At 49.6% G+C, this 21,900-nt stretch carries 25 protein-coding genes and 1 riboswitch; of the genes, 3 read left to right on the top strand and 22 right to left on the bottom strand.

Annotation, left to right across the window (positions count from 1 at the left end; all coding sequences use genetic code 11):
* Positions 1–40: 40 nt before the first annotated feature.
* From DWX00_RS15000 to DWX00_RS14950, 13 genes are all read right to left on the bottom strand, one after another.
* The gene (locus DWX00_RS15000; RefSeq protein ID WP_055225852.1) at positions 41–1,759 is read right to left on the bottom strand and encodes a phospho-sugar mutase; all 1,719 of its coding nucleotides are present in this window, start codon (positions 1,757–1,759) and stop codon (positions 41–43) included.
* Between the two features lie 167 nt (positions 1,760–1,926).
* The gene (locus DWX00_RS14995) at positions 1,927–2,277 is read right to left on the bottom strand and encodes a hypothetical protein (RefSeq protein WP_118595640.1); all 351 of its coding nucleotides are present in this window, start codon (positions 2,275–2,277) and stop codon (positions 1,927–1,929) included.
* Entirely contained in the window at positions 2,274–3,533 is a 1,260-nt protein-coding gene (locus DWX00_RS14990; protein WP_055266837.1) for an AfsR/SARP family transcriptional regulator, read from the bottom strand. The genes DWX00_RS14995 and DWX00_RS14990 overlap by 4 nt, the downstream gene beginning before the upstream one ends.
* 255 nt (positions 3,534–3,788) lie before the next feature.
* Positions 3,789–4,427, bottom strand: a complete 639-nt coding sequence (locus tag DWX00_RS14985; RefSeq protein WP_022461817.1) for a metal-dependent hydrolase — start codon at positions 4,425–4,427, stop codon at positions 3,789–3,791.
* 260 nt (positions 4,428–4,687) lie between these two features.
* Entirely contained in the window at positions 4,688–6,304 is a 1,617-nt protein-coding gene (locus DWX00_RS14980; RefSeq protein ID WP_118595639.1) for an amidohydrolase, read from the bottom strand.
* A gap of 117 nt (positions 6,305–6,421) precedes the next feature.
* The gene (locus DWX00_RS14975; RefSeq protein ID WP_055221222.1) at positions 6,422–7,900 is read right to left on the bottom strand and encodes an alanine/glycine:cation symporter family protein; all 1,479 of its coding nucleotides are present in this window, start codon (positions 7,898–7,900) and stop codon (positions 6,422–6,424) included.
* A gap of 41 nt (positions 7,901–7,941) precedes the next feature.
* Positions 7,942–8,085: a hypothetical protein gene (locus DWX00_RS19745; RefSeq protein ID WP_156327517.1), complete on the bottom strand. Its 144-nt coding sequence runs from the start codon at positions 8,083–8,085 to the stop codon at positions 7,942–7,944.
* Positions 8,085–8,259: riboswitch (Lysine riboswitch) on the bottom strand. It overlaps the preceding gene by 1 nt.
* Before the next feature lie 104 nt (positions 8,260–8,363).
* The gene (locus DWX00_RS19740) at positions 8,364–8,510 is read right to left on the bottom strand and encodes a hypothetical protein (RefSeq protein ID WP_156327518.1); all 147 of its coding nucleotides are present in this window, start codon (positions 8,508–8,510) and stop codon (positions 8,364–8,366) included.
* 43 nt (positions 8,511–8,553) lie between these two features.
* Entirely contained in the window at positions 8,554–8,964 is a 411-nt protein-coding gene (locus tag DWX00_RS14970; RefSeq protein WP_022461821.1) for a peptide deformylase, read from the bottom strand.
* A gap of 41 nt (positions 8,965–9,005) precedes the next feature.
* Positions 9,006–9,422 carry a hypothetical protein gene (locus DWX00_RS19910; RefSeq protein ID WP_070100856.1) on the bottom strand — a complete coding sequence of 139 codons (417 nt, stop codon included), beginning with the start codon at positions 9,420–9,422 and terminating at the stop codon, positions 9,006–9,008.
* Between the two features lie 72 nt (positions 9,423–9,494).
* Positions 9,495–10,100 (bottom strand): class I SAM-dependent methyltransferase, encoded by a 606-nt coding sequence (locus tag DWX00_RS14960; RefSeq protein ID WP_118595638.1) that lies wholly within the window; start codon positions 10,098–10,100, stop codon positions 9,495–9,497.
* Positions 10,087–10,638: a hypothetical protein gene (locus tag DWX00_RS14955; protein WP_118595637.1), complete on the bottom strand. Its 552-nt coding sequence runs from the start codon at positions 10,636–10,638 to the stop codon at positions 10,087–10,089. The genes DWX00_RS14960 and DWX00_RS14955 overlap by 14 nt, the downstream gene beginning before the upstream one ends.
* A complete protein-coding gene (locus tag DWX00_RS14950; protein WP_055225861.1) occupies positions 10,635–11,204 on the bottom strand; it encodes a GNAT family N-acetyltransferase in 570 nt (189 codons plus the stop codon). Before DWX00_RS14950 ends, DWX00_RS14955 begins: the two co-directional genes overlap by 4 nt.
* Before the next feature lie 195 nt (positions 11,205–11,399).
* Here DWX00_RS14950 and DWX00_RS14945 point away from each other — a divergent pair, with 195 nt between their 5' ends.
* Positions 11,400–12,236 (top strand): AIM24 family protein, encoded by an 837-nt coding sequence (locus DWX00_RS14945; RefSeq protein ID WP_118595636.1) that lies wholly within the window; start codon positions 11,400–11,402, stop codon positions 12,234–12,236.
* A 164-nt stretch (positions 12,237–12,400) separates the two neighbouring features.
* Complete coding sequence (locus tag DWX00_RS14940; protein WP_243038027.1) at positions 12,401–13,726, top strand: MATE family efflux transporter; 1,326 nt, start codon at positions 12,401–12,403, stop codon at positions 13,724–13,726.
* Between the two features lie 64 nt (positions 13,727–13,790).
* Here DWX00_RS14940 and DWX00_RS14935 read toward each other — a convergent pair whose 3' ends face one another.
* The 4 genes from DWX00_RS14935 to DWX00_RS14920 all read right to left on the bottom strand — a co-directional run bounded on the left by DWX00_RS14935 (position 13,791) and on the right by DWX00_RS14920 (position 17,415).
* Positions 13,791–14,465, bottom strand: a complete 675-nt coding sequence (locus tag DWX00_RS14935) for an FUSC family protein (protein ID WP_118595634.1) — start codon at positions 14,463–14,465, stop codon at positions 13,791–13,793.
* Positions 14,466–14,490: 25 nt separating this feature from the next.
* The gene (ttdB, locus tag DWX00_RS14930) at positions 14,491–15,123 is read right to left on the bottom strand and encodes a L(+)-tartrate dehydratase subunit beta (RefSeq protein ID WP_022461435.1); all 633 of its coding nucleotides are present in this window, start codon (positions 15,121–15,123) and stop codon (positions 14,491–14,493) included.
* Positions 15,124–15,138: 15 nt separating this feature from the next.
* Positions 15,139–16,044 carry a L(+)-tartrate dehydratase subunit alpha gene (gene ttdA / locus DWX00_RS14925; protein WP_022461434.1) on the bottom strand — a complete coding sequence of 302 codons (906 nt, stop codon included), beginning with the start codon at positions 16,042–16,044 and terminating at the stop codon, positions 15,139–15,141.
* Between the two features lie 105 nt (positions 16,045–16,149).
* Complete coding sequence (locus DWX00_RS14920) at positions 16,150–17,415, bottom strand: SLC13 family permease (protein ID WP_118595659.1); 1,266 nt, start codon at positions 17,413–17,415, stop codon at positions 16,150–16,152.
* Positions 17,416–17,698: 283 nt separating this feature from the next.
* Here DWX00_RS14920 and DWX00_RS14915 point away from each other — a divergent pair, with 283 nt between their 5' ends.
* Positions 17,699–18,613: a LysR family transcriptional regulator gene (locus tag DWX00_RS14915; RefSeq protein ID WP_117761374.1), complete on the top strand. Its 915-nt coding sequence runs from the start codon at positions 17,699–17,701 to the stop codon at positions 18,611–18,613.
* Positions 18,614–18,644: 31 nt separating this feature from the next.
* Here DWX00_RS14915 and DWX00_RS14910 read toward each other — a convergent pair whose 3' ends face one another.
* The 5 genes from DWX00_RS14910 to DWX00_RS14890 form a co-directional block, all read right to left on the bottom strand.
* On the bottom strand, positions 18,645–19,193 hold the full coding sequence (locus DWX00_RS14910; protein ID WP_022461431.1) for a histidine phosphatase family protein: 549 nt from the start codon (positions 19,191–19,193) through the stop codon (positions 18,645–18,647).
* A gap of 154 nt (positions 19,194–19,347) precedes the next feature.
* Positions 19,348–20,328, bottom strand: coding sequence for a DUF3878 family protein (locus tag DWX00_RS14905; protein WP_117761375.1), 981 nt, complete (start codon positions 20,326–20,328; stop codon positions 19,348–19,350).
* Between the two features lie 183 nt (positions 20,329–20,511).
* Entirely contained in the window at positions 20,512–20,766 is a 255-nt protein-coding gene (locus tag DWX00_RS14900) for a response regulator (RefSeq protein ID WP_243038028.1), read from the bottom strand.
* A gap of 20 nt (positions 20,767–20,786) precedes the next feature.
* Positions 20,787–21,227, bottom strand: a complete 441-nt coding sequence (locus DWX00_RS14895) for a hypothetical protein (RefSeq protein WP_147398267.1) — start codon at positions 21,225–21,227, stop codon at positions 20,787–20,789.
* Positions 21,181–21,726 carry a transporter substrate-binding domain-containing protein gene (locus DWX00_RS14890; RefSeq protein WP_226906356.1) on the bottom strand — a complete coding sequence of 182 codons (546 nt, stop codon included), beginning with the start codon at positions 21,724–21,726 and terminating at the stop codon, positions 21,181–21,183. The genes DWX00_RS14895 and DWX00_RS14890 overlap by 47 nt, the downstream gene beginning before the upstream one ends.
* Positions 21,727–21,900: the final 174 nt, after the last annotated feature.

Below are 21,900 nucleotides of genomic sequence, written 5' to 3'. Positions count from 1 at the left end.
CCGGGCTGAGGCCTTTTTTTGTTTCTATATCACACAGCGTTTAAGCAGTTACCATTGCATTTTTTAATTTTTCCAGTTTCTCGGCTGCATCTTCAAGGGATGTGCCTTTTACGCCGAAATAGAATTTGATCTTCGGCTCAGTACCGGATGGGCGCACACAGCACCATGCGTTGTTTTCCAGCTCATAGTAAAGAACGTTGGAGGACGGAAGTCCGGTCGCGCTCTTCTCTCCGCTTACGAGATCCTGGCGTACATCTGCTTTGTAATCGCGTACGGCAAGAACCTGGAAACCGCCCAGCTCTTTTGGCGGGTTCTCACGGAAGTTGGTCATCATGGTCTGGATCTCTTTTGCACCGTCGATACCTTTTAAGGTCATCGTTGCAAGACCCTCTTTGTAGTAGCCGTACTCCTCGTACATATCCACCATGGCATCCCACAGTGTTTTGCCCTGCTGTTTGTAGTATGCAGCAACCTCGCAGAGCATCATAACTGCCACGCAGGCATCTTTATCTCTTGCATATGTTCCGGCCAGGCAGCCATAGCTCTCTTCCAGACCAAATACATAATTGTGTGCACCGCTCTGCTCAAAAAATTTGATCTGCTCGCCGATGTATTTGAATCCGGTCAGAACCTCGATCAGTGCCACGTTATAAGCTTTTGCGATTGCTTTTGCCATATCGGTCGTAACAATCGTCTCAACGAGTGCCGGGTTCTCCGGCATGGTTCCGTTCTTGGTGCGCTCACGCAGAATATACTCTGCGATCAGCATACCGGACATGTTTCCGGTGAAGCTTACGTACTCGCCGGTCTTGCTGTCTTTTGCATAAACGCCGAGACGATCTGCATCAGGGTCGGTTGCAAGGATGATGTCAGCGTCTACTTCTTTTGCCAGTTTCAGCGCCAGTGTCCATGCTTTCTCGTCTTCCGGGTTCGGGTAAGCCACCGTCGGGAAGTTTCCGTCCGGCACTTTCTGCTCTTTTACAACGTAAACCTGATTAAAGCCAAGCTCGCGCAGAACGCGGCGTACCGGCACATTTCCGGTTCCGTGAAGCGGTGTGTAGACGATCTTCATATCTTTTGCCGCATCTTTGATGATTTCCGGATGAATGCTCTGCTCTTTTAATTTTGCAACGTAACGGTCATCAAAATCGGTTCCGATGACCTGGAACAGGCCTTCTGCTCTTGCATCATCTTCTTCCATCGTTTTAACGGCAGAAAACTCGGTTACTTTTGCTACCTCTGCGAGAATGTTTTTGTCGTGCGGCGGTGTAATCTGTGCGCCGTCCTCCCAGTATACTTTGTATCCGTTGTACTCTCTCGGGTTGTGGCTTGCGGTAATGACGATACCGGAAATACAGCCGAATTCACGGACAGCAAAAGAAAGCTCCGGTGTCGGACGCAGGGACTCGAACAGATACGTTTTGATTCCGTTTGCATTCAGGCAGAGTGCTGCTTCGCGTGCGAATTCCGGAGACATTCTTCTGGAATCGTGTGCGATGGCTACGCCTTTTTCCTGTCCGTTCTGGGAAATAATGTAGTTGGCAAGGCCCTGGGTTGCCTGGCGTACGGTGTAGATGTTCATGCGGTTGGTACCCGCTCCGATGACACCGCGGAGTCCGCCGGTACCGAACTCAAGCTGACGGTAGAAACGGTCTTCGATTTCTGCCTCATTTCCTTCGAGTGCTTTCAGCTCTTCTCTGGATGCCTCATCAAAATATGGATCATTGCACCATTTTTCATATACTTCTCTGTAACTCATGTTTGTTATCCTCCCTGTCTGTTGTACTTTATTTAACTTAAGACAGCAGACTTTTTCTGGATTTAAGCTCGTTTCATCACAGCTTAAAGTTACCATTTGTTTAGTCTGCTGTCAACTTAAAAATTAATTTATTTTTTCTAATTCTCTTGGTTCCTGATAAAGCTCTTTTAGATCACTGAGAACCTGTACTTTTCCTTTGCGGTCTGCGGTGCTCCAGGCTTTTCGTCAGTTCCATGACAGCCTTCATATAGCAGGCATGATCCTCTCTCAACCGGCCATACCTTCCGCAGCGTTCCGCGCAGACGGTACATCATATTTTTCAGTGCTCCGTACGGATTTTCACTCTCCTCATCCGTCCAGGGTGCTTCGGTTAACTGTTCCAGTGTTACGATATGGTTTTTGTTGCAGATCATATAAACCAGCAGCTTTGTGATCATCGGGGAATGAATCGCTTCCTCGTTGAGGCAGCGTGTTTCATCGTACATGCGGAATCTTCCAAGCAGCTGTACGCGAATCATAAAACATCGTCTCCTTCTAAGAACTCAAGCTCTTTTTCGGTCTGAATTGCCGGCAGTGCACTGTATTTCAGATTCTTTGCCCAGCCTTTTTTCTCCTCGGAGAAGCGCTCGCTGATTCTCTTGTAGACGAGTTCGCATCCTCTCTGGCTGCCGCCCTGCAGCAGAATCACATACTGGGACGGGCTGTATTTTGCAAAGAAATCGGAATGACGCAGGCTGCGTTTCATTACCTCAAGCAGCTTTTCGGACATACGGTCAAGGCGCGGACCGCCTTTTGCCGGGTAACCTTTTCCGTCTGTAATGGTGCACAGCATCAGCCACGGCATCTGTCCGTTCAGCTCGGACATACGGTAAACAAGTCGGTAGCAGTCACGGAATCCGGCGAGGGAACAGAAGAATGCTCCGCCCTTTTCTCCCGGGCTCTCCTGAAGATCTGCCTGTACCTCTTCGATCACGCGGTGTCTGCTGCCCATGCGGCTTCCCAGATAGCGGTACTGCTCCACCAGTTTCTCGCTCGGTGTAACGCCAAGCTCTTCAAAGTAATGTTTCGAGGTCTGCTCGTACAGTTTCATGGCCTCTTTGTATCTCTCCAGGCCGATCAGCGCCTGCATCTGGACTGCCTGCCACTCGTCGAACGGATACAGTTCGGAAGCAACAGAAGTCAGTTTCTGCAGCTCATCGAACTCCTCGTTTTTCAGAAGATACTCACTTACTTCTTTCAGTGCATCGGAATATACTTTTTTCAGCTGCGCGCGCTCCGCCTGTACCCACTCTTCCTCGCCGAAATCTGCAAGGAACTCTCCGGTGTACAGCTCCAGTGCTTCGATCATCTGATCCATGCGCGCTTTCTCGTCTGTCTCTTTTCCTGCTTCCAGGATCTTATTTTTGATATCAATCGCATCTACCTCGACCGGCATCGGGCTGGTCCAGTGGTAAACGCCTTTCTGTGTATAAATGTACTCAAACTGCGGAAGTCCTGCCTCGACAAGGCTTCTTTTCAGGCGATGTACGCCGACACGCAGGCTGTTTGCCGCGTCCGCCACATCTTCTCTTCCGTATGTGCTCTCCAACAGTCTTCCTCTGGAAATTCCATTGTCCTTGTTATAGAGGAAAATCTGCAGAAGTCTCATCGATTTTGTTGCCATTGTTTTCCGGAAGGAAATCGGCTGGTCGCCGTACTCCAGGAAAAAACTTCCCATCATGTGTACTTTTAAAAGCGGTAACTGTTCTGTTTGGTTTTTCATTTCTTCGTTCATACTAACTCCTGTATTGCCTGTTGTGCTCTAATCTCTGTTGTCGGTTGCGCTGCGCTCCGCAATCGGCTGCGGTAACGGGCCGGCGGTTCCCTGTTCGTTCATTTCAAAAACAATTACGGACGCCGGATTTCTGTTTTCTATTTTACATCATTTTAATCAAAAATCCTACTATAAAATGTATAAAATATTAACTTTAACACCGAAAAATTCCTGCTTTTTCTTCCTTTGTCTTGTTATCTTTTTGTCAATCCCATCTCATCCGTAAATTGCCCGCATGATTTTAGCCATCAGCCGCCCTGCAGGCGCCGAGATCACCAGTATTACAGCAAGAGATACCATGCCGCACCCGAGCAGTGCGCGGTTCACAAGTCCCCGTGCTGAGCAGAGTCCGAGGCAGAATCCCTTCTTCCAGGGCCAGAACAGCTTTTCCGGTTTCCGGTTGAAAAAATCGAGCACCAGATGGGACAGAAAGCCCACGGCAAAATAAGCGGACACATCCGGGTAGATGATGTCCACGCACGCCGTCAGCAATGCCAGCGCCGCAAATGAATGCATGAAGGAGCGGTGCGGCTGCTGTTTCCCATAGGCGCAGATCAGCAAAAATGCTGCCGTTCCGGCGAGGAGACGCAGCACGCTGCTGTCGCTTGTGAGGCGGCGGTAAATTCCAAGATTCAGTTTATACTCCGCAAGAATTGTGAGCACCGCAACTGCAACTGTTGCCGTAATAATCTTATCGGCATCGCGGTGCGCCTGTGAAGTGCCGACATCAATGTCACTGATCAAACCGCCGATCGCGGCAGCCCCGGCACCGGCCACAAGCGCGGGAACCGTCTGCGGCTGTAAAACAGCAAGTGCCGCTGCTGTTCCAATAAAAAAATGTGTTCTTCCAAGCATTTGTCTGTTTTTTCCTTTCGTAAAATTTCCTTTATCATAGCACATTCCCGCCCTTTTATGCAACCATTTGTTCGATTCTTTTACGACCGTATGGTCCTATCAGGATCAAAAAAGAACCTCCTGCGACCGTTTATCGCCGCAGGAGGTTCTCCTCTGTTTCTGCCTTTATTCCATACTATTTCCAGGTTATCTTATTTCACGTTTTTCCCTTCATTGTATGAATTTTCATTTGACATTTATCACTCATTTGAGTTATATCTTTATGCTTCATATACCAGTTCACCAGCAAGATACGTCCGGCACACCGGAATGTCTTTGATCATGCTCTCATCCACCTCAAACGGATTCTGACCCAGTACGACGAAGTCTGCCATCATGCCTTCTGCGATCTGGCCTTTCACGTTCTCCTCGAAACTTGCCTCGGCGCTGCGGATTGTGTAACTGTAGAGTGCTTCCTGTACGGTGAATTTCTGATCCGGCAGGTACGGGCCGACGTGGTCGCGCAGCGTTGTTCTTGTGACAGCACACTGCATGCAGGCGAGGGCATCCGGCAGCTCTACCGGGCAGTCAGTTCCGTTGCTGACGGAGACGCCGTTATTCATCAGCGTCTTCCAGCTGTAGCTTGTGCTCGCAAGCTCTTTGCCGACGCGCTCCTCTACGATATGGTTATCGTAATCGAGGAAGATGCTCTGTGCGTAAACGTGAAGATGCATTTTCGCGATTTTTTCAAGCTGATCGGCTCTTGTGATCTGGCAGTGCACGATGCCATGGCGGTGATCTTCTCTCGGGTTTTCAGCAAGGGCTTTTTCATAGGCACTTAACACGCGGTCGAGGCACGCATCACCGATCGTGTGAACTGCAGCCTGCATGCCGTGTGCATTGGCGTAGCCGATCATCTCATCCATGGTTTCCTGGGTGAATACCGGGATTCCGCAGGTGGACGGGTCGTCTGCGTATGGGCGACTGAGGAATGCTGTTCTCGCACCGAGTGCGCCGTCGCCGAGCATTTTCAGCGGTCCGATTTTAAAGCGGTCTGTGCCGATGCCGGTCACATTTCCAGCCTCAACGAAACCTTTTAAGGATTCCAGATCGGTAAAGTTGCTCTGCTCGTAAACGCGGACGGTCAGCTCGCCGGACTCCTCGAGTTCTTTGTATGCTTCGTTGACGGTCTGCCATGGAACGGCGCGGTAAACGCAGTAATCATCACTCTGGCTGCTGGTGACGCCGTAGCTGTTCAGGGCTTTGCAGGCGCTGCGGATCATATCTTTGATTTCCTCTTTGCTCGGCACCGGAATGCTGTCGTAAACCGGTTCCATTGCATTGTCGAAGAATCTTCCGTCCGGCTCACCGTTTTCCATACCGATCTCTCCGCCCTCCGGCTGCGGGGTATCTGCGGTGACGCCGAGGAGTTCCAGCGCTTTGCTGTTGACTACGAGGCAGTGGCCGCACGCTCTCGTCGCGCAGATCGGAACTTCGGTTGATACGCGGTCAAGATCGTAGCGGTTCGGCATGCGGTCCACGTCCGTGAAGTAATCCTGATTCCAGCCGCGGCCCATCAGCCATGCGCCGTCTTTTCGCGGATGCTCTTTCTGGAAGGTGTCGAGGCAGGCGAGCATATCTTCCAGGCTTTCGGTATGTGCGGCAAGCTGCGCTTTCAGCAGGGAGCTTCCGTAATTTAAAAGGTGCATATGACTGTCGTTAAAACCGCTGCAGACGAATTTTCCGCCAAGGTCTACAACTTTGTCGCCGGCTGCTGCAAGGGCATCTGCCTCTGCGCTGCTTCCGGCGAAAACAAATTTGCCGTCTTCTACTGCAAACGCTTCGACAAGCGGCAGTTTTCCGGTGTAGACAGCTCCGTTTTTGTAAATTGTTTTCATATCATTATCCTCCTACTGTCATCTAAATTTGATTCTATTCTTTTCTTCCCATTTGCGCAATATACAAATTCAGACACGCCATTCTCTTGCGTGTCTGGATTCGCTTTTGAATATTTTTTATTTCGTTTTCTCTTCGTAGAACAGGCAGGCGTTCTTGTCTACCGTGCCCTGGCCGAAGTTTCTTGCTTTGTAGTCTTTCAGCAGTTTGAAATACTGGTTCGAGAGAATCAGGATCACTGCTACGTTGACGAAGGTCGGGATCGCAGATGTGATATCAACGACAGTCCAGATAAAGCCCTGGTTGTTGGTCTTTACCAGATAGATCGTCCACAGTACGCCCGGCAGAGCGCGGACTGCATAGAAGACTTTCATGACGATATCTTTCATCTTGCCTTCTTTTTTATACAGATGCTCCAGAATTGCCAGATAGTAGGTGAACCATCCGCCGGAAGTCGTTACAGTGAAGATGACCATGATGACTGCCAGAAGGATGCTTCCAAATTTGCCGAATCCGCTTGCAAATGCACTTAAAGCAAGTGTTCCGCCGTTCGTTCCGTCGGTCCAGTTTCCGCTTAAGATAACGGAAAGTGCGGTGATTGTACAGATAACCATGGTATCAAAGAATACCTCGAAAGATCCCCACAGACCCTGCTCTACCGGATGCGGTGTTTTTGCGGAAGCATGGATCATTGGAGAAGTACCCCATCCAGCCTCATTGGAGTATACGGAACGCGCCATACCCACACGGATAATCTCGCTGACTGCGCAGCCGGCAAAACCGCCGATCGCTGCTGTTCCGGTAAATGCGTTTGTTACGATGGCTGTAAATACGCCAGGAACGCGGTTGATGTTGATGATGATCATGCCAAGTCCCATCAAGATATAAAGAACGCTCATAAATGGAACGAGCTTGCTGAACAGACTTGCGATTTTCTTCGTACCGCCGCTTGTAACGACATAGGTCAGAATGCAGAGCAGAACGCCCATCACGATAACGCCTTCTACTTTGAAGCTTCCAAGATTGATATTCTCAATACCGAACGCACCGGCTACGACCTGAGATGCGGTCAGGTTGGAAGAGGTTACGAAGAAGGTGGAGAAAATACCGATGCCGAAGATGAGCGCCGGGATCAGCCACAGCTTGCCCCAGTGGCGCTCCTCGCCAAGTCCGCACTCCATGTAGTAAGTCGGACCGCCGTAGTACTCACCTTTTTCGTTGGTGTGACGGTAGTAGCAGCCGAGGGTAACCTCAACCTGTTTCAGGATCATGCCGAGCAGGGAAGAAAGCCACATCCACATGATGGCTCCCGGGCCGCCTGCTGCGACTGCGGTTGCAACACCGGCGATGTTTCCGAATCCTACGGTACCGCCGATGGCAGTTGAAATTGCTTCAAATGAGGAAAGCATACCCTTTCCTTCGCTTGCTTCTTTTTCTTTCTGGAACAGTTTTCCGCCGGTTCTCTTCATAATCCAGCCAAAGTGACGGAACTGGAAAAATCCAGAACGAACGGTAAAGTACAGACCGGTCAGAATCATCAGCGCGATCAGCGGCACGCCCCAAAGGACACCGTCCAGCCAGTTAAGAAATGCTATCATGTCAAAATCCTCCCTTTTTTCTTTTCCGGCAACAGTTTTCTTCAGACGTATCCTGTAACACCTGTTTCGTCTTTCGTTCTCCAACCAAACAGATTTCCACCCTCGGAACCTTTTGTCACGGTTCCAACTGCAGTACAATAAAAAGAGCAGCGGTCTTCACCACTGCTCCATAAATCTACGTTCATGAAGCAATAGCTCCTCCACCAGTACGGTGAGAGTGCACAGCCTGTTCGACTGTACCCCAACGCAGACAGTTTTTCGGGAACTGCCCCGTTTCGGCGAATGCTCCTTTCCCTGCCCGTCCCAGACCCCGTTGTCTCAGGACAGCTACTCTTAGCCTTCGCGCCTCTATTGCCGAATATGTATATTGACAGGTATTATCATATGTTTCTTTTCGCCACTTGTCAATCGTTTTTTCGACATTATTTTACAAAAATTTTATATTTTCGAAATTTGTCCCGATTTATTTGAGATTCTCCCAGTCGATTTTTTCGTCCCGGTAAAAATACTCGCGGTCGTGTTCGCCGATTGTGACGCCTGGAACGATGGTGACTTCTGGCTCTTTGGCCAGATCTTCCACATTCGGGTTGTAAATGATTCCTTTTACCATTCATTCTCTGTCTGTCATACTGTCCTCCTGTCTGCTGTAGGATCTAAATAAGTATCCCTTCCAGATGATCCATCTCATGCTGGCAGATCTGGGCTGGCCAGCCGGTGAATTTTTGGCGTTGTTTTTTCCAGTTCCAGTCGTAGTATTCGATTTCGATGTTCTGGTACCGCTTTGTTTTCCGCACGCCTGGCAGGGAGAGGCAACCTTCTTCTGTTTCGTAAGGGCCGCTTTTGCGGACGATCACCGGGTTGAACATGATGATGTCGCGGAATCCGGCGTTTACGATGATGATGCGTTTTTTCACGCCGATCATATTTGCCGCCATGCCGACGCATGCCTCGCGGTTTGCTGCCAGTGTGTCCTGCAGATCTCTTCCCACCTGCAGATCTTCCTCTGTCGCCGGGATGGATTTCTGTCCGAGGAAGAGAACGTCTCTCATAATTGGTTTTACCATTTGTGTTTCCTTTCTCTTTCGGCCTTAAAGGCCGAAATCGTTTAATTTTCTATTTGAATCCGCATATCGCACGATGTGCATCCGATTACGGTTTTTCCGCCTTTCTGCTCCAATCGTTCTACTGTTCCGCTGCAGAACGGACAGATCCAGTCAATCTGTTTTCCGGCTTTGACGGCCTGCATCATGTTGACGAATTTTGTCGTATCTACATTTTTCGAATTGCAATTCTGCGTCCAGTCACCGGAGAGTACTTTTCTCAATTCGCCGTTTTCATTCAGAATAACGGTGTCGCCCTCCTCGATGTTCCAGTCATACAGCATCTGATCCTCCTGGCGGATGCGCGATTCTGTTCCGTTTTCATCTTTCAAAACAACAACTGCCATGACAGGCTCGTCGGCACCGCGCTCCTCACAGCCGAAATCAAGGTCTTCCTCAATTCGCATTACCTGATATTTCATAAAAACGCCCTTTCTTCAAATATAATTCATGCTTTTTTGTATTCCACACGGTTTTTGCTGTTACAAAACTTTTTATTCCTGAATCGTAAAAATCACAACCCGCTCCCGGCTGTCCCCGCCCGGAAACAGATCCATACAGTCGATCTCATCGAGAAATTCCAGTTCCGGCACCGTCATCAGATACGAGATATAAGCATCCGACGGGTAATAGAAAAACAGCTGGATCTCCCGCGGATTTTCGTAGTACGATTCCAGCAGTCTTTCCATCGCTTTTCTTAAGATTTCAAGCGAAAACGGGTTAAAAAAATACACCCGGTCCACTTCCACAGGAACAGGAAAATTTTCGGCGCTCTCCAGCACAAACTCCGTCCGCGCACCAGAGGCCGCCGCCTTTTTGTTTTCCATTGCCTTCGCATAAATCCGGTCATCATACTCCACACCGATGGACTGGCACCGGGTCTGCGCCGATAAGAAGAAATCTACGCGGCCCTTTCCGCATCCGTAATCGAGCAGCGTATTTCCCTTTCGGATCATCCCCGTGTTTGCCATCCGCTCCAGCACGCAGTACGGGGTCGGCTCATACGGATACCGGTACAGATCCGACCGGCTGTCATCCCGCCCCATTGTGTGGATCTGCAGCAGCTTGTCCCAGCGGTTTTCGTTTTTATCCTCTCTCATCGCCCGTCTCCCGATACTGTTCGAATAATTCCAGATACTCCTGTTCCACCGCAGCAAACGGCCGCACCGTGTAGTCCAGCGTGATGTGAAGTTTCGGCGCATCTCCCGCCTGCAGTTCCTCCAGCAGATTTGTCAGATCGTACCACAGCAGATCATTGTCGATCTGTTTCATCATCCGCTGCTCCTCCGCCGTCAGATCACTGCCAAGATATTTCTCATAAATCACCGAAAGCAGATGGTCCTCGATCTCGCGGTACCGCGGCATTTCCTGTTTTAATGGCCGCGGCACGTCCGACATGTAACACTCGCTCGCGTCATGCAGAAGGCACGCCAGCACCAGCCGCCGGGAATAACCGCGCGCGGCCGCCTCTTTCGCACAGCAGATGCAGTGCTCTCCCACTGACCAGAACGTCGTCACATGGCCGTTTCCGCGGCAGATCATCGGCAGCGCATGCGCAAAATCTTCCACACAGAGCAGCCCCGGATCAGGATGTACGGGATCGAAGTGTTTTCTTGTATACGTCGTTATCGTACTCATTCTTTAACCTCGCTGTACGGCTTTACTGCCGGCTGTCCCGCGTGCGGCTCGCCGATGATTTTTTCCATCCAGACCATATCGTACCAGCGGTCGAATTTGTAGCCGCAGTTGTGGAAGGTTCCCACGAGTTCGAATCCGAGATGCGCATGGAACTCGGCGCTGTTTTTCGTCAGATATTCATCCTCGACCTGCGGATAGCCGATGCAGGCGTAGAGGTTCAGAATGCCCATTTTTTTCAGACGATCGGCCAGTTCTTCATACAATCTCCGTCCCAGTCCGCCTTTCCGCGCATCGTGGTCGAGATAAATCGTCAGCTCGCTCGACCAATCGTATGCGGCGCGGCCAACGAACGGATGGGCATATGCGTAACCCTCGATTTTTCCATCTCTTTCGATCACGAGATACGGGTATTTCTTCATGATATCCCGCATACGGTTTTCGAATTCTTCCAGCGACGGCACATCCCACTCGAAAGAAATCACGGTGTGCTCTACGTAATACGCATAAATCTCCAGAATCCGTGCAGCATCCTCTATTTTTGCATCTCTGACAGTAATTGTACTCATAATAAACTCCTCCTCTGACCGTACTGCTTGCGTTTTCTGAACTTTATCTTATCACTCCGCTGAAAAATGGACAACATGATTTCCAGATTTCCTTTTTTTCTAAATTTTTCTGTGCTCTTTGCTTTCTTTCCTGTATAATAAAAGAAACAAGACGGATCACTATTTTTCTTCTTAATGAAAGAAAGGAACGTGCCTATGAAAATTTTAAATCTCGAAAACGAAAACCGGAAATTCACCAAATCCATCGAAAATTTCCACGTCATGGAATATCTCCAGGATTCCAGCGTCTCGCCGATGACTGCCATGGAGGAGTATTACATGAGCAAAATGAATGTGCGCCGCCGCCAGGTTGTCATTGAACTGGACAAGGAGCACTCCGCGATTATCCAGTCCGGTGCGATGCAGTGGATGGGCGGCCATGTACAGGCGACCGCCGGAATCAAAGGGATCGGCGACCTGTTCGGAAAGGCCATCAAAGGCGCCATGACAAAGGAATCTGCCGTAAAACCGGAGTACGTTGGCGACGGATATCTCGTGCTGGAACCGACCTACAAATACATCATTCTTGTGGATGTCGAGAAATGGGGCTCCTCCGGAATGACGATTGAGGACGGCATATTCCTCGCCTGCGACGGCAGAGTCAAAAACAAACTGACCGCCCGCAAGAGTATTTCCTCCGCTGTCCTCGGCGGTGAAGGCTTCTTCAATCTGAGCCTCGTCGGCAGAGGCGCCGTTGCCCTCGAAAGCAACGTACCTGAGGGCGAGCTGATCGAAGTCGAACTCGAAAACGACGAACTGAAAATCGATGGAAACCTCGCCGTCTGCTGGTCCTCCAACCTTGATTTCACCGTAGAGCGCTCCACCAAAACCCTCGTCGGCTCCGCCGTCAGCGGCGAAGGCCTCGTCAACGTCTACCGCGGAACCGGCCGCGTCCTCATGAGCCCGGTCGCCCCGACAGATTCCCTGCTGACTGCAACCAACACGACCCAGGCGAACCCCGCTGTGAAGAACAACCTTCCGCCGGAAAATTAAATTCGAATCCTCTCCGCCCCTATGCCTAATACGCATAGAAAAAAGTCAAATTAAACCTCGTTTTTGATTGACACTTTCTTCAAAGCATGTTAGCGTAAAATACGCACTTATCTTTACATTCTTAAGAAAAACCATACGATAAAATACATGTTCTGGAGAAAATGATGAATAGAATAAACTGGACTGAACTGAAACCGCAGATTCAGCAGGTCGGGCGATTAAGTCTGCCTGCGATTCTTACACAGATTACTACGATTGCGATGCAATACATTGATTCCGCGATGGTCGGCGCGCTTGGGGCGAATGCTTCGGCGGCGATCGGGCTGGTTTCGTCGACGACGTGGCTCCTCAGCGGTGCGATTTATGCGGTTTCAGCCGGTTTTTCTGTTCAGGTAGCGCATCAGATCGGGGGAAATCATGACAAGAAGGCAAGGGATGTTGTGCGGCATGGCATCGCGTCCGCGCTTGTTGTGTCGGCTGTTTTGTGCCTGATCGGGCTTCTGATCAGTCATCCGCTGCCGGGGTGGCTCGGCGGTGCGCAGGAGATCCGGCGGAATGCCACGCTCTATTTTATGATGTTTGCCATCATGCTTCCGTTTTCCCAGCTCAACTCGCTGATGTCGTCCTTCCTGCAGTGCAGCGGTGATATGGTGACGCCCAGTATTTTAAATGCCGTCATGTGCGTGCTCGATATCATTTTCAATGCTCTTTTGATTCCGGTTTTCGGTGTCATGGGTGCCGGTATGGGAACGATGCTGGCCTGCGCCGTCATCAGCCTCACGGGTGCCTGGTTCTGTTGTGTCCGCAATCCGCGGCTGCGTCTCCGCCGGAAGGAAAAAACGGTTTTTGATACGAAAATTCTGAAAACTGCATTCAAAATCGGTGTGCCGGTTGCCGTACAGGAAATCGCGATGAACAGCGCCATGGTTGCTGCCACCATGCTGATTGCCCCGCTCGGCTCCATTGCGATTGCGGCCAATTCGTTCGCCGTCACCGCCGAAGGCCTCTGCTACATGCCAGGCTACGGCATCGGTTCCGCCGCGACAACGCTCGTCGGCAGAAGCTACGGCGCCGGAAATTACAAGCTGGCGAAACGCTACGGAAATATCTGCATTGCCATGGGCGCAGTCCTGATGGCCATCACCGGAGGTCTGATGATGATCTTCTGTCCGTTCGTCTTTAGCATTCTGACTCCTGACCCGCAGGTTCGCTCGTTTGCCGCCGAGGTACTCCGCATCGAACTGCTCGCCGAGCCGTTTTTCGGCGCTTCCATCGTTGCCGCCGGAGCCCTCCGCGGAACAGGCGATACGTTTGTGCCAAGCCTTCTGAACCTTGGCAGCATCTGGGTCATCCGCCTCGGTCTCGCGGTGCTTCTCATCACCCCGCTCGGCCTGCGCGGCATGTGGATCGCCATGGCTATCGAGCTCTGCATCCGCGGATTGCTGCTGCTCTACCGCCAGCATACATCGAAATATTATAAAATATCATAAACGCCATACAAAAAAGAGGTGATCTGCCGGCACAGAGCAGATCATCTCTTTTTTTGCATCCTGCTTATTTTTTGTTTTTCATTCCAAAGTTTTTCTGTTCATCCTCGCGGAACAGACGGTTTTTATCCTTATAAGACTGAAACGCATGTTTTGTCGCCTTCCACATGGTCCGGAACGAGAGCCCCTGTTCTTTATCATATTTCGATGGCAGTAAAAGATAGCAGAGAAGGGAAATCAGTACGCCGATGCCGGTATCCAGAATCCGGGCAAGCGTATAGAAAACAACTCGTTCCTCACCAACTGTGTAAAGTACCACAAAGTAGACCACGATTCCCGGCTGGATCGCAGAGTCCGCCTGCAGTGCCAGATTGCACCACAATACCAGGCAGAGCCCCGCCGCCAGCCACAGAAAAGCCGGAATTCCAAACGGCTGTTTCTGATACAGCATGTAGAATGGAATGACCAGGATTCCTCCCACAAACGTTCCGATCAGGCGATTGATTCCATTGTGGAATCCCTCTTCAAACCGGCTCCCAACCCCGTACACTGCGCCGATCAGCGCAAAGCAGGGGTTGCGGCCGCCGGGAATCAGATATTCATAAATCGGGGAAGTCAGCAGAACAACCACCGCTGTCCGCCACATGCGTTCCGTCAGACGGGGTGATTTGAAATCCTTCAGCGGCGTGAGCTGCCACTTATTTTTCACCTCCGCCCGGTCCAGCATTTCCTGTGGTCCCATAGGCTGCTCCTGTCAAAAACTCTTATTATTTGATAAACTTCACTTCCGGATAAATTGCCTGTTTTGCAGCCTCTTTGCGCTCGTTGAAAACAACTTTGTTCTCTTCAAACAGGTTGCGTCCTTCTGCATCAATAGAAACGATCAGCGGACCGAACTCTTTTACTTTATTGCACCATAACGTCTCCGGCATTCCCAGTTCATCCCAGTGATGCTCTGCAATTCTTTCCACCTCAGTCGCGGCAACAACCGCGCAGCCTGCCGGGAAGACACAGTGAATGGCACCGAATTCTTTACATGCACGCTCGGTATTCGGACCCATGCCGCCTTTTCCGACAATGACACGTACGCCGGTCAGTTTTGTAAATTCATACTCGAATTTCTCCATACGCATGGAAGTAGTCGGTCCGACAGAAACCATCTCGTAATCATCTTCTGTTCCCTCAATTTTCCGTACGATCGGGCCGGCATGGAAAATTGCCTTGTCTTTGATATTATATGGAAGCTCTCTTCCGTACTCAACGAGTCTGCGGTGTGCAACGTCACGGCAGGTCATGAGATCGCCGTCCAGCCAAACAATATCTCCGATGTGGATATCTTTCAGGTCTTCTGCGCTTACCGGTGTAATCAGAACTTTTTTATCTCCTCTAATTTCGATCATAATTCGTACCTCCGTTTATGCATTAAATTTCCAGGTGGAATGTGTATCACAAGTTACTGTCAGATCAGGATTTACCACGATATGGCCGCGGCGGTGGGACCAGCATCCCACATTTACGGCAACGCCGATCGTGGATGGATGGCGGGCGGTATTTTCAATGTTTACACCCATAACGGAATATTTTCCGCCCATTCCCTGCGGTCCAAGGCCGATGGCATTGATGCCGTCTTCCAGCAGACGCTCCATTTTTGCTGCATTTGCATTTTCATTGTGGGAACCGATCGGGCGCATCAGCGCTTTCTTTGAATTTAATGCTGCGGTTTCGATGGATGTTCCAACTCCAACGCCGACAAGAAGCGGAGGACACGCATTTAAGCCGTAGCTTGTCATCTGATCCAGTACGAAATCGGTGATTCCTTCATATCCTGCACCTGGCATCAGAACCATCGCTTTTCCAGGAAGCGTACATCCGCCGCCTGCCATGTAAGCGTAGATTTCGCATTTGTCACTGTTCGGAACGATATCCCACCATACGGTCGGGGTTCCTTTTCCTACGTTTTTCTTGGTATTGTACTCATCAAAAGTCTCTACCGAGTTGTGGCGGAGCGGTGCTGCAAAGGTAGCCTGTACAACAGCCTCTTTCAGCAGGCCTTCCAGTTCATTGATGTACGGAAAATTCGTTCCGCATTTCAGCCAGAACTGAAGCACGCCGGTGTCCTGGCAGCTCGGACGGTTTAATTCCACCGCCAGTTTCTGGTTTTTGGTCATCGTCTCATACAGTGCTTTCGGAAGCGCTGCTGTTTCCTGGGAGCCCAGCTCCTCCAGCTTTGCAACTACATCGTCCGGCAGCTTTTTGCCGATGTGGGCAACAAAATCAGCTACCATGTCTGTTAAAACTTTTACTCCATTTTCGTTTGTCATAATATACCTCCTATGAATGATTTTCATGAGTGAACTTTGTGGTGCGGGGCAGGAATTTTCTGCCCCTTGTGGTGTGTGATACCTGTTTATGCGAAGGAATGCTTATCATGGATAAAAAGGAAACAGGATGGGCAGCAGTATCATGCAGATTGCAAAGGATACGAGGATCAGAGGCAGGCCGGATTTTACATAATCCTTGAATTTATAGCCTCCGAGTCCGACTACCATCGTGTTTGCAGGCATACCAATTGGTGTTGCATACGCGCAGGAACCGGCGATAACAGTTGCAATCACAACGGACCGCGGGTCTGCTCCAAGGCTGTTTGCAAGAGAAACAGCGATCGGAATCATAAGTGCCGTAGTGGCTGTATTTGACATAAAGTTGGTCAGTACACAGGTTACCAGGAAAATTACCAGGAGAAGCAGAATCGGATTTGGATTGGATCCGAGCAGACCGACGATTTTATCGGCGATCATACTTCCTGCCCCTGTGACATCCAGTGCTTTTGCCAGGGAAAGAGAGCCTCCAAAGAGGAGAACTACTTTTAAGTCAATGGAATTCAACGCTTCTTTTTCTGTCAGAACCCCGGTCAGCACCAAAAAGAGTGCGCCAAGACAGGCGGAAAGCTGAATGCTGATTCCAATTAATTCTTCGAAAATCATAGCGAAAATTACAACGATCAGAACAACAAGTGAAATGATCTGTTTCCATTTCGGAACATTGCTGAAATCTTTCTGCTCTTCCAGGTTCTGGGCTGCTTCGTTCTGATTCTGCGTAAGAAGTTTATATCCAAAACAGACGAAGTAGAGGATTCCTATCAGCAGCATCGGAATTCCGATTGGCGCGTACATGAAAAAGCTGGTTTTGATTCCCATCTCCTGCAGTGCATTGACGCCCATCAAATTTCCCGGCGCTCCGATGATAGAGAGGTTTCCGCCGAGGGCTGCCGCGAATACAAGCGGCATCAGCAGGTGGCTTCTGGAATAACCGGACTCATCTGCGATTCCACAGACAACCGGGATCAGTACGGCAGCGGTTCCGGTGTTGGATAAGAATCCGGACATCACGCCGGCAATTACCATAATGGCGATGATCAGTGTTTTTTCGGTTTTGGCAAAGCGGGTTACAAGTCCTCCGATTTTGTTTGCCATTCCCGTCTCGAAAAGTGCCTGGCCGACAACAAACATGCCGACGCAGAGGATAACGTTGCTGTTTACGTATTGAGAGAAAGTCGTTGATACATCCAGAATTCCGGTGAGAGTCAATCCAAGCGCACAGATAGAAGCTGTCAGACCCAGCGGAATTTTCTCCAGAATGAAGCTGACAATCGCAAATGCCAGAAACAGCAATGTGATTGTGGTTTGAGACATTCCCAAATCTCCTTTCGTTTTTTCAGTTTTCTTTTTCTTGAAAAGCATCGGCCGAACACGTTTCTTTTGTTACTTGTATTATACGGCGTGTACTGGTTAAAAAACAAATTGGTGGAATACATGACCCCATAAAAAATTTTTATATTCGCAAAACAGGGGCTCTTTTTTTGTGCATTTTTACCTGGTTTTGCGGGAAACCGAAAAAAAATATAGAAACATTTACGTCTCTATGGTATCTTAATGGTAATATAACGTTGTCTCAACGAACATTTGGAGGGGAAAAATGACTTTAAATCAGCTTCGTTACTTCTGTATGGCAAGCCGGTGCCACAGTATTACAAAAGCGGCCGAAGAATTGTACGTGACGCAGCCGACCGTATCGGTTGCTATCCGTGATCTTGAAATTGAATTCGGCGTCAGTCTCTTTTCCAGAAAGGGAAATCAGTTAATTCTGACGCGTGAAGGGGAGGAATTTTATCAGAAAGCAAATTATATTCTCCAGTACTGCAATGAGCTGCAGGCGGATTATTCCAATCTCTCCCGTGTGCGCCCGCCGATCCGCATTGGTATTCCGCCGATGCTGAGCACCGTCTTTTTTCCCGAGCTTCTTCTCGCTTTTTCAGAAGAGCATCCCGAAATTGCGGTATCTCTTGAGGAGTATGGTTCGGTCCGTGCCTGTAATCTGGTGCAGGATGACACACTGGATCTGGCGCTTGTCAATATGGAACAGTATAATATTGATAAATTTCACCATGCCGTTCTTGCGGATGACCAGGTCGTATTTTGTGTAGCAAAAAACCACCCCCTGGCAGGCAGAGAAGTGGTTTCCATTCAGGATATGGCAAAACAGCCCTTAATTTTCTTTAATGCTGACTCGGTGCAGAATCAGCTCCTGAAGCTGCGGTTCGAACTTGAGGGGTATACACCGAATATCATCATGCGGAGCAGCCAGATTTACACGACACTGCAGTTTTTAAAGACGGGCCGCTATGCCTGTTTTCTGTATTCCAGCATGACTGATAAATTTCCGGAAATCATCGGCATTCCGATGCAGACACCAATTCGAGTGAAAATCGGCATGATATGGAAGAAAAGCAGATACATCAGCAGCGATATGCAGACGCTGATCTCTTTTACAAAAAAGTATTATCAGATGCATTCGTTGATTCCATCGGACAAAAAAACGAACGGGGATTGAATATATCCCCGCCGTTTTCTGTAATCTTTTTTTATTTCTCTGGAAAATCGTATCGTACAATCTCACAGTTTTTCACACCAAATGCCGCATATTCTTCATTCGTCATATCGTGAAAATACGACTGCACGACACGCGCAATGCCGTTGTGTGCGACGAGAATATACGTTTTTTCATCGGATTCTTCCCGAATTTCATCCAGCAGATTATAGATTCTCTGCGCCAGCCGCAGAGTCGATTCGCCGCCCTCGTGGCTCATTGCGAAGCATTCCTTCGCCTTTTTGAAGTCCGCTCCATCGCGTGCTGTGGACTCCCATTTTCCAAAATTCTGCTCCGTCAGCCGCGGCTCCGGCCGCGCCGGGATGCCGGTCATCTCGGAAATATGTTTCGCGGTGTCTGCCGCACGAACCAGCGGGGAATACAGAATCTCATCCGCCTGAATCCCCTCTTTCAGGATTTTCTCCCCGGTCTCAACCGCCTGCTGATGCCCAAATTCCGTCAATGCAATATCCGTCGCCCCACAGATCTTATTCTCCACATTCCAGATCGTCTGCCCGTGACGCACAAAATAAAAATGTCCCATGAAATGATTCCTCCTGCTTATCCTCGTCAAATGTTTCTTTCTTTTCAGAATATCACAAGCCCGCATCTGCCGCAATGAACTGTTTTTAAAAACTCCATTTCCACCAGATGAATCTTATTTTATTCACTTTTTGTACCTTTTCTTTAATTCATTTTCAATTTTTAAACGTCTCAACCTCCACAACCCGGTCTTTCCCTTTCGTTCCCCAGATCATCAGATGGGCCTTATATTCCACCGAATCCCGTGCATAAAAGAATGGCTCCTCGCGCAGCAATGATGCGCGTTTTCCTTCGGCTTCCAGTATCTTTTTCCGTTTCATTGCCTGCTCCTGGATTTTTCGGATCTGGGTTCCTTCTTCGCCAGTGAAGCGTCGTTTCGGGTAATTCTGTGCTTCGCGGGCCAGTTTTTTTTCCAGTAAATCCACGACTTTCGCGTGGCGGCTCGTATGCAGCAGTTTTGCGATCTGTTTTGCGAGGAGTTTTCCCTGCCATTTTTCATAAAGTGCAAGATACCTCAGCAGCACTTTATCGCCTGCCTCCGATGCCAGTTTTTTCATCTCCGTAATTGCCTCTTCCGTCGCTTCCCACCACGGGCATGACGGTACGAGATACTGATCCGGCACGGCCGGGTAGCAGCAGAAATTGAGCGGCGGGAAATTGGCCAGCGATGCCAGACGCATTTCTTCCTCGGTGCAGAACGCCTCGCCGAGGTATTCCAGCTTGTCCCGCAGGATCGCAATACGGAACTCAATCTGCCGCAGATACTCGTATCCGTCCACCCAGAAATGACCCGTTTTTCCGTAATCAAACAGATGCACTTCCAATGAAAGGCGGCTGAAAAACAGCGTGCACACCGTCTCTCCCTGCCGCACGATCAGAACGTACTGCTCCCCGTCTTTTTCCAGTGCAGCATCTATTTCTCCCTCGTATTCCTTCTGATACGTTCCCGTCAGCTCCGCGTCATGAAAAACGAGAAAGCTCTCTGCCGCATCGTTCATCAGATAGACAAGCCAGATCTCCTTTTCTCCTCCCCCGTACCGCTCACCCGGAAGCAGCAGCTCGAACTGCCCCTGCGAAAGAAGCACATCCAGCCTTTCCAGTTCCTCGGTCCATGTGATATTTTCTGCAATTTCCATTCCGTGATTCTCCCCTGTTTTCTTTTACTTCCTATGATACACTATAAAAAGGCTCCACTGCAATCCAAAGCAGTAGAGCCCCTTCTCCAAATTTTTCTGTTATTAATCCGTCCCGTTATCCGGCGCATGCCGTCCGCACTTTCTCGTCCAGCGTCGTCTGAATTTCTTTTAAGTTCACCGGTTTCAGAATATGCCCGCGTCCGCGCACCGCTTGCGATCCGTTGCAAAGGTATTTGCTGTCATCGCAAAAATCGGAACATCATTGTCCTCACGCACACTGTTTCGAATTTTTTTCGTCGCCTCGATGCCCTCCATCACCGGCATCTGCATATCCATGAAGATCGCAAAATAGCTTCCCGGATCCGACGCTTCAAACTGATCCACGGCCTCGGAACCATTCTCCGCCCAGTCCACGACAAGGCCGAGGCTTCCGAGCAGCTCCGTCGCAACCTCTGCATTCAGTGCATTATCCTCCGCAAGCAGAACAGCAGCACACCTGCAATCAGTGCCACCAGATACAGCGGGTGGTCAAACAGATACGCCATGATGGTCGGTGTCCCCACATCTTCCACATAGCTCTGCACAATTTCCGCTCTGCTCTTTCGTGATACGTTGTAAAGCGTTTTTTCCCACAGACCGTAGAAACTCCGGTCAACCTCTGAGAGTACGCCCATCCGCAGGGACATCGATGCACCTGGCACAACTTCCACGCGGAGGCGGTTCTGCGTATCATCTCTTGCCAGCTTCTGCGCTGTGTAGGTCATCAGCAGTGCACCGTCCACATTCTCATTGACCAGTCTCTGCACACATTCGTCCGTATCTTTCACCGACACAATTTCTGCATTCGGCCATTCATTGTTCAGGATTTCTTTGACCGTCACACCATCGTCGATTACCACTATTCTCTGCAGTTTTCCCGACGCACCGCGCCGCCGCAATTCCTTTTGCCTCCCCGTTTTCATACCACGAGTATTGATTTCCGTCCGGATTCATCACGCCGCGGATCACGGCGCCGCTCTCTTTCAGCTGGGAAAGAAGCGCTTTTTCCTCTGCCGTGTAATCAGTATTCACTTCCACGGAACCGTAATATTTATTGTACAGATCAGACCGCCAGTTCGGTGTCTCCACGTTCATGCTCGTAAATGCGGTGATCGCCGGATGGCGGGAAAATGCAAACTCCTCCTCGCGCTCCGGTATCTTTTTGGCAGCCGTATAAATGTCTGCTTCTCCATTTTGCAGCATCTCCTCACATTCCTTCGCCGTCTTATCGTATCCGACGTAGGAAAACGTACACTGCATATATTTGGCAATGCCCTGCATCATCTCATATCCATATCCGCTCCACAGTCCGTTTTCGTCCTGCATGTGATAGCTGTCGAAGGCTGCTGCTGGACCTATGAAAAAGCCTATAAGAGAATTTATCAGGTACTCACAATGGAAAATTCCTGAAGTAAACTGCGGAATCGCAAGTATGTGTTTCGTCTTGAAAAAGCAGCAAAAATATAGTATAATATTTTTGTTGCTGACCCGGCTGAAACATTTATAATTCTTGTTTCTGTAGCTCAGTAGGAT

Origin of the sequence: Blautia sp. AF17-9LB (genome assembly GCF_003479185.1) — a bacterium.
Classification (GTDB): domain Bacteria; phylum Bacillota; class Clostridia; order Lachnospirales; family Lachnospiraceae; genus Fusicatenibacter; species Fusicatenibacter saccharivorans.
The sequence above is the reverse complement of the archived record's forward strand: the minus strand, read 5'-3'. Positions and strand labels throughout refer to the sequence as shown.